6 protein-coding genes are annotated in these 6,720 nt (G+C 67.9%); 3 read left to right on the forward strand and 3 right to left on the reverse strand.

Annotated features, from left to right (window positions below; genetic code table 11):
- Positions 1 to 1,066 (reverse strand): Nramp family divalent metal transporter (locus tag JMF90_RS17845; RefSeq protein WP_201325276.1); only part of this gene is annotated, 1,066 nt, incomplete at its 3' end.
- On the reverse strand, positions 1,015 to 2,079 hold the full coding sequence (locus JMF90_RS17850) for a helix-turn-helix domain-containing protein (protein ID WP_034196433.1): 1,065 nt from the start codon (positions 2,077 to 2,079) through the stop codon (positions 1,015 to 1,017). The genes JMF90_RS17845 and JMF90_RS17850, both read right to left, overlap by 52 nt.
- A 495-nt stretch (positions 2,080 to 2,574) precedes the next feature.
- Between JMF90_RS17850 and JMF90_RS17855 the strand changes: the two genes are divergently transcribed.
- A complete protein-coding gene (locus JMF90_RS17855) occupies positions 2,575 to 3,498 on the forward strand; it encodes a LysR family transcriptional regulator (protein WP_011548216.1) in 924 nt (307 codons plus the stop codon).
- Positions 3,499 to 3,595: 97 nt separating this feature from the next.
- A complete protein-coding gene (locus tag JMF90_RS17860) occupies positions 3,596 to 3,997 on the forward strand; it encodes an OsmC family protein (protein WP_011548217.1) in 402 nt (133 codons plus the stop codon).
- A 104-nt stretch (positions 3,998 to 4,101) separates the two neighbouring features.
- Here the strand turns inward: JMF90_RS17860 and JMF90_RS17865 are convergent, their stop codons facing one another.
- On the reverse strand, positions 4,102 to 4,983 hold the full coding sequence (locus JMF90_RS17865) for a Dyp-type peroxidase (RefSeq protein WP_011548218.1): 882 nt from the start codon (positions 4,981 to 4,983) through the stop codon (positions 4,102 to 4,104).
- A 492-nt stretch (positions 4,984 to 5,475) separates the two neighbouring features.
- Here JMF90_RS17865 and JMF90_RS17870 point away from each other — a divergent pair.
- Positions 5,476 to 6,720 (forward strand): ABC transporter ATP-binding protein (locus JMF90_RS17870; protein WP_201325277.1); only part of this gene is annotated, 1,245 nt, incomplete at its 3' end.

Genomic DNA, 6,720 nt, shown 5'->3' on the forward strand with positions numbered 1-6,720 from the left:
GCCCGCGCGTGATCAGCCGGCGCTGGTAGCACGGGATCTTCGTATGCAGGAAGCCGTCCATGATGACCTGGCCGGCGATCGTGCCGGTCAGCGTCGAGCTTTGCCCCGACGCGAGCAGCGCGATGCCGAACAACAGCGCGGCCGCGCCGCCCGCGATCGGTGTGATCAGCCGGTACGCCTGCTCGATGTCGGTCACGTTGTGCTGGCCCGTCGCATGGAATGCCGCGCCCGCGACGACGAGGATCGCCGCATTGACGAGCATCGCGACGAACAGCGACACGCAGGTATCGATGCGCACGAGCGCCAGCGTGTCGCGGATCACCCCGCGCGCGCCGCCGACGACGTGCCGCGTCTGCACGACCGACGAATGCAGGTACAGGTTGTGCGGCATGATCGTCGCGCCGACGATGCCGAGCGCGAGCACGATCGCATCCTTGCGGTCGTGGCCCGGGTCGCCCGGCACGAGGCCGCCCACCACCGCATGCCAGTCGGGCGGCGTGATCGCCACCTGCGCGACGAAGCAGAACGCCATCGTCGCGATCAGCCCGAGCACGATCGCCTCGATCTGCCGGAAGCCCTTGCCCTGCAGGCCGAGCACGATCACCGTGTCGAGCGCGGTGAGCACGACGCCCCACGCGAGCGGCACGCCGAGCAGCAGCTTGAACGCGAGCGCGCAACCGAGCACCTCCGCGATGTCGCACGCGATGATCGACACTTCGGCGGTGATCCACTGCACGACGCGGCCGAACCGGCCGTAGCGCTCGTAGCTCGCCTGGGCGAGATCCTTGCCCGCGACGAGGCCGAGCCGCGCCGCGAGCATCTGCAGGAAGATCGCCGCAAGGCTCGAGAACGCGACGACCCACAGCAGCGAATAGCCGAACTGCGAGCCGGCCTGGATATCCGTCGCCCAGTTGCCGGGGTCCATGTAGCCGATCGCGACCAGCAGGCCGGGGCCGAAGAAACGCCTGAGCTTCTGCCAGCGCGGCGCGGCGGCGTCGATCGTGATGCTGCCCTTTACTTCCGACGGGCAGAAAGGGGCGGTGGCGGTAGTGGGGAGGAAGGGCATGGAAACCGGGAATCGAGATCGCGATCCGTCGATTTTACGGGTATCCGTCCCGTTTTCCCGCGCGCGGCCACGCAGGCGTCGCAATCCGCCCCGTCGCCGTCGCAACACGCGGCGGCAAGCCGTTCGTCAGGATCGGGCGACGCCGCGCCGTGCGCGAGGATCTTTTCCCGCTCGGCGACGCGAAATTCGGTCGGCGACATCAACAGCCGCTGACGAAACAGCTTCGCGAGCCGCTCGCCGCTGCCGAAGCCGGTGCGCCGCGCGACCTTGTCGGCCGGCAGCGTCGTATGGATCAGCATGTGGCACGCCCGCTCGAGCCGCACGTGCTGGACGAACTCGGTCGGCGTCACGCCGATTTCCTTCTTGAAGCGCCGCAGGAAATTGCGCTCGCTCATCGCGGCCGCCTGCGCGGCGTTCGCGATCGAGATGCGGTTCACGCTCTGCGCACGCAACCGCTGCGCGGACATCCGGATCGACGGGCTCGCGCTCAGTTCGCGAAACGCCCACATCGACTGCGCGTAGCGCTGCTCGACCGGCCGCATCATGTTGCTGGCGATCTCCTGCGCGGCGCCGTCGCCGAGGTCGACGCGAAACATGTCGAGCGCGGCGGCGAACACGTCGGTCTCGCCGGCCTGCAATTCGATCGTCGTGGTGGCGCGGCGCCCGGCCCGGCCGGGCCGCACGTCGATTGACGACGACGGCCGCCGCGTGGCGGCGAGCGCGGGCAACTCCATCGCATCGACGATCCAGCGCGCATGCTGGCGAATGTCGGACAGGCGCCGCTGCAATGCGTCGTCCCAATTGACGGCCGCGCGCTCGCCATGAAGATGAAAGAACGCGCGCGCACGGCGGCTATGTTCGTCGCCGAACGGCTCGGCCGCGATGCGCACGCCGGACGACGACTGCAACAGTCCCCCGCTTTCGGATACGTACTTGAGCTGGTAATCCGCGCTGTACGCATGCAGGCGATTCGCCAGGTTGAAGGCTTCGCCGAGGCGCGCGGCCTGGGCCAACGAAAACCCCGTACTCAAATAGATAACGACCCACCGCTGATCTGCTGCATTCACTGGCCAAGCCCCCGACTCGTTCGACTTCTTCTAATACCGTCGAACTGTCAGGCTTATATTTGGTTTGAATGCGTGCGACAGGACGGCTATCCCGAAATATGAAGCGACGGCATCTTAGCCGAACGGGTAGCGCCTTTGGCGCGAAATGGCCGACCGGGACAGCATGATGGCGGATTACTACAGGCTGGCGTGCGCCGCTGGTATGCCGGCACGGAAATGCATAGGCGATGCGGCCGATTATTGCGGCCGTCATGCGTAATGACATGCGTGTTCGATTGCGTTGCGCATCGGTCAAACGGATGCTCGCGTATTGGCGCGAACGGCATCGACACGCATCGACACGCATCGAACGCGCACGATCGCCACGCATGCCAACCGGCGCATCGGTTGCCCACGCATCCTTTAGAATCGATCCGTCCTTCACCTCGCCGCCCGCGCTCCGTGCCCGCCGATCACCGTCTCGACCTGAACCTGTTTCGCGTGCTCGACGCCGTCTACGTGCACGGCGGCATCGGCGCGGCCGCCCGTGCGCTGCATCTCACGCAGCCGGCCGTCACGCATGCGCTCAACCGGCTGCGCGCGCATTTCGACGATCCGCTGTTCGTACGTCAGGGCAACCGTGTGGTGCCTACCGAGCGCACGCGGTCGATCATCGCGGACGTGCAGTTGCATCTGAAAGGCTTGCAAGGTACCGCACGCGATCCGTCCGCCTTCGATCCCGCGACGCTCGACCTGAGTATCGCGGTCGGCATTCGCGACGTGCTCGAATCCATCGCATTGCCGCGCATCGTCGCCGCGTTCGCCGACGAAGCGCCGGGCCTCCGGCTCGTCAGCCGCCGCATCGCGGTACCGGACATCGAACGCGAACTCGCGTCGGGCAACCTCGATCTCGTCGTCGACCGTCGCGTGCAGACGGGCCCGCGCATCGCCACCGAACACCTGCTCGACGATTCGCTCGTCGTCGCGCTGCGCCGCGATCATCCGCTCGCGCACGACCCGCTGCGACGCGGCGACTATTTCGCGGCGCAGCATATCGCCGTGTCGTCGCTCGGCGAGCCGCAATCGCTCGACGTCCTGCTCGGCAACGACGGACGCTTCCGCGACATCCGGCTCACCTGCCAGCACTATTTCGCCGCCTGCCAGATCGCCGCGGCCGGCAACCTGCTCGTCACGCTGCCGCACACCTATGCGCTGCGCATGGCCGCGCTGCTGCCGATCGTCGTGCGGCCACTGCCGCTGCGGCTCAAGCCGTTCCCGCTGCTCGCGTACTGGCACGAGTCGCGCGACACCGATCGCGCACATCAGTGGGTGCGCGAACGCATCGCCACGCTCGTGCGCAGCAGCGCCGGCATCGCCGACGCGTAGCACGCAGCGCACGCCCGCGCGGCCGGGACGGTATGCTGACGGCTGCACGCCGCCACCCGGCGCCCGCTTTCCCTGATCCGCTTACCGGAGACTCGCCATGTCGCTCATCCACGCCGCCGCCGTCCTCGATGCCGATGCGCCCGACTACGTCGTCCAGTTACAGGCCGGCACGCACACACTGACCGGCGACGAAGCGCCGCGCGAAGGCGGCCAGGATCGCGGGCCGGCGCCGTACGAGTTCGTGCTCGCCGGGCTCGCGCAATGCACGGCCGCGACGCTGCGTATGTACATGCAGCGCAAGACGTGGCCGGCCGCGCGCATCGCGGTGCGCACCGAACTGCATGCCGATCGCGAAGGCGTGCAGTACGTGCGCCGCGTCGTGACGCTCGACGGCCCGCTCGACGACGCGCAACGCCAGCGTCTCACGGAAATCTGCGAGAAAACCCCGGTGACGCAGTTCATCAAGCGCGGCACGCGGATCGAAACGACGTTGAACTGACGCACGCGGCAGGCCATACGCACTGCCACTTGAAAGCTTGAAAAACGAAACGGGCGGGCCGCGCATCCGGCGCGACCCGCCCGTTCATCGATCCCGCCCGACGCTTACAGTCCCAGCGCGGCGAGGTCCAGCTTGCCGTCCTTCATCGGCGGGCACCAGAAATACGCGCCCGTCAGCGGCCGCGTGAAGCGGAACAGGCCGTCGACGATGCCGTCTTCCGCGCCGCTCATCCGGCGCATCTGCACGTCGAACGCGCGGAACGAGCAGCCGAACGCGACGAAGTACAGGCCCGCGCGGCGCGTGTCCGACCACGGCGACGAACGGCGCAGCATGAACGCCTCGGGCTCGAAGCTTTCCTGCGCGGTGCGCTTCACGTGCGCGAATTCGGGTGCGTCGTCGAGTTCCTCGTTGTCCGAACGGCGGCGCCCGATGATGTGATCCATCTCGCCCGACGGAATGCGCTCCATCTGGTCGAAGTCGTGTACCCACTGCTGCACCGCGACGAAGCTCGAGCCGTCGAGCCCCGCGCCCTGCCCCGTCACGATCGCCGCGGCCACCGCGTCGTCGCCTTCCGGGTTCTCGGTGCCGTCCTCGTAGCCGGACAGGTCGCGATCGTTCGAATAGCGGAAGCCGTCGACGGCCTCCTGCAGCGTGAACGCCGGCGCGAGCGCGCGTTCGATCTCCCGCGCGCGCAGTACGATCTCGCCGCGGTCGTCCGAGCGCAGCCAGACCCACACGTCGGCCGGCGTCCTCGGCAGCGTGCGGTCGTTCACCGCGAACGCCGGGTACTCGGTCAGGCCCGGCACCGAATGCCCGAGCCAGGCGGCCAGCGCGTGTCCGAACCCGACGACCGTGTCGCGTCCGTCGACGATCTCGCGCAGCGCGGCCAGCGCCGCGGCGATATTGCCGTCATTCGACATCGTGAAAGTGAGGTATCGGGCTGCCGTATCGATCGGAGCCAGGATGCCTTGCTGAACGTCGCTCATCGTTTCCTCGGGAATGGTTCGGAGTGAATCTGTGCGGGCCGCATCGTCGCGCGCCGCGGACGCGCAAGTGTAATCGATGCGCCCACCGGCCCCCGGCCCCCAGCCGCCACGTCGAACGTACGCGAAAAGGGGCCAAAACCCTGAATACTAACCGTATCGACGCTGCAACGCCGCATTCGTCAGACGTTGCGGCGCGCGTGACACTCCTGATAAAATCGCAGCACGTCTTTTCGGCGTCCTTTCATTCAACCGTTCACTTCAGGGAGGTGCAGATGTTCCGAATGCCAGCCACCTTCCCGAACGTGGTCTCGCGGCGCAGCTGATCCAGCCCGCCGTCCGCGCCGGCTCCCGAGTTTTCCTCTAACCCGTCAGCCGCGCTTTTCCCGACAGCCCGTTTCGCTCCGCCCGCGTGTTTCGCGCGGCCCGGCTGTTGCGTTTTCGACGTTCTCCGAACCGGAAAGTCCCGTCGCGCGATGCGCCGGGCAACGATACATGACCAGAAAAACCTCCCATCTGGGCGGCCAGGCATTCCAGGCCGTCTTCGGCTTCACCATCCGTTACTGGCGCAAGCAGCCGGCGCGCATCGCCACGGTCGCGAGCCTCGCGCTGCTCGCCGCGCTCGCCGACGTCCTCACGCCGCTGTTCGCCGGCCGCCTCGTCGACGCGCTGTCGACCGGCCTGACCGACCGCGCCGCCGCGTGGCACTCGGCCCTCGTCGCGTTCGGCACGCTCGCCGCGCTCGGCATCGGCGCGACGGTGCTGCGCCAGGGCGTCTACCTGAACATCATCACGCTCACGCTGAAGATGATGAGCGAGATCGCCGCCGCGTCGTTCCACCGCGTGCAGCGCTTCTCGACCGACTGGCACGCGAACAGCTTCGCGGGCTCGACCGTGCGCAAGATCACGCGCGGGATCTGGGCGCTCGACCTGCTCAACGACACCGTGCTGATCGCGCTGCTGCCGTCGGTCGCGATGCTGGTCGGCGCGACCGTGCTGCTCGGCACCCACTGGCCCGTGATGGGGCTCGTCGTCGGCGCGGGTTCGCTGCTGTACATCGCGGTGACGGTCGCGGTGTCGCTCGGCATCGTCGCGCCGGCCGCGCGGCTCGGCAACCTGTGGGATACGCGCATGGGCGGCGCGCTCGCCGACGCCGTGAGCTGCAACGCGGTCGTCAAGGCGTTCGGCGCGGAAACGCGCGAGGAAGCGCGGCTCGCACGCGTGATCGACAAGTGGCGGCAGCGCACGCGCCGCACGTGGGTGCGCGGCACGTTCAACGGCGGGCTGCAGGGGGCGATGCTGGTCGCGATGCAGGCCGCGATGATCGGCGTCGCGCTGCGGCTGTGGATGAACGACGAAGCGAGCGTCGGCGACATCGCGTTCGCGCTGACGATGTTCTTCATGCTGCAGGGTTACCTGCGCGACGTCGGCATGCACATCCGCAACCTGCAGCGCTCGGTGAACGACATGGAGGAACTCGTCGCGCTCGAACGCCAGCCGCTCGGCATCGACGATCGTCCCGGGGCGCCGGCGATCCGGATCGGGCAAGGCGAGATCCGCTTCGAGCACGTGACGTTCCGCTACGGCAACCATCCGGTGCCGCTGTACGACGATTTCTCGATGCGGATCGCGCCCGGCGAACGCGTGGGCCTCGTCGGTCATTCGGGGTCGGGCAAGACGACGTTCATCAAGCTGATCCAGCGCCTGTACGACGTGTCGGGCGGCCGCATCACGATCGAC

This window comes from Burkholderia sp. E168m23 (assembly GCF_016586125.1).
GTDB classification, from domain to species: domain Bacteria; phylum Pseudomonadota; class Gammaproteobacteria; order Burkholderiales; family Burkholderiaceae; genus Burkholderia; species Burkholderia orbicola.

Bases quoted from the DNA above. Each gene is read 5' to 3' on its own strand.
- JMF90_RS17860 (WP_011548217.1), top strand. From the start codon at position 3,596: ATGTCGCTCATCCACGCCGCCGCCGTCCTCGATGCCGATGCGCCCGAC.
- JMF90_RS17865 (WP_011548218.1), bottom strand. From the start codon at position 4,983: ATGAGCGACGTTCAGCAAGGCATCCTGGCTCCGATCGATACGGCAGCC.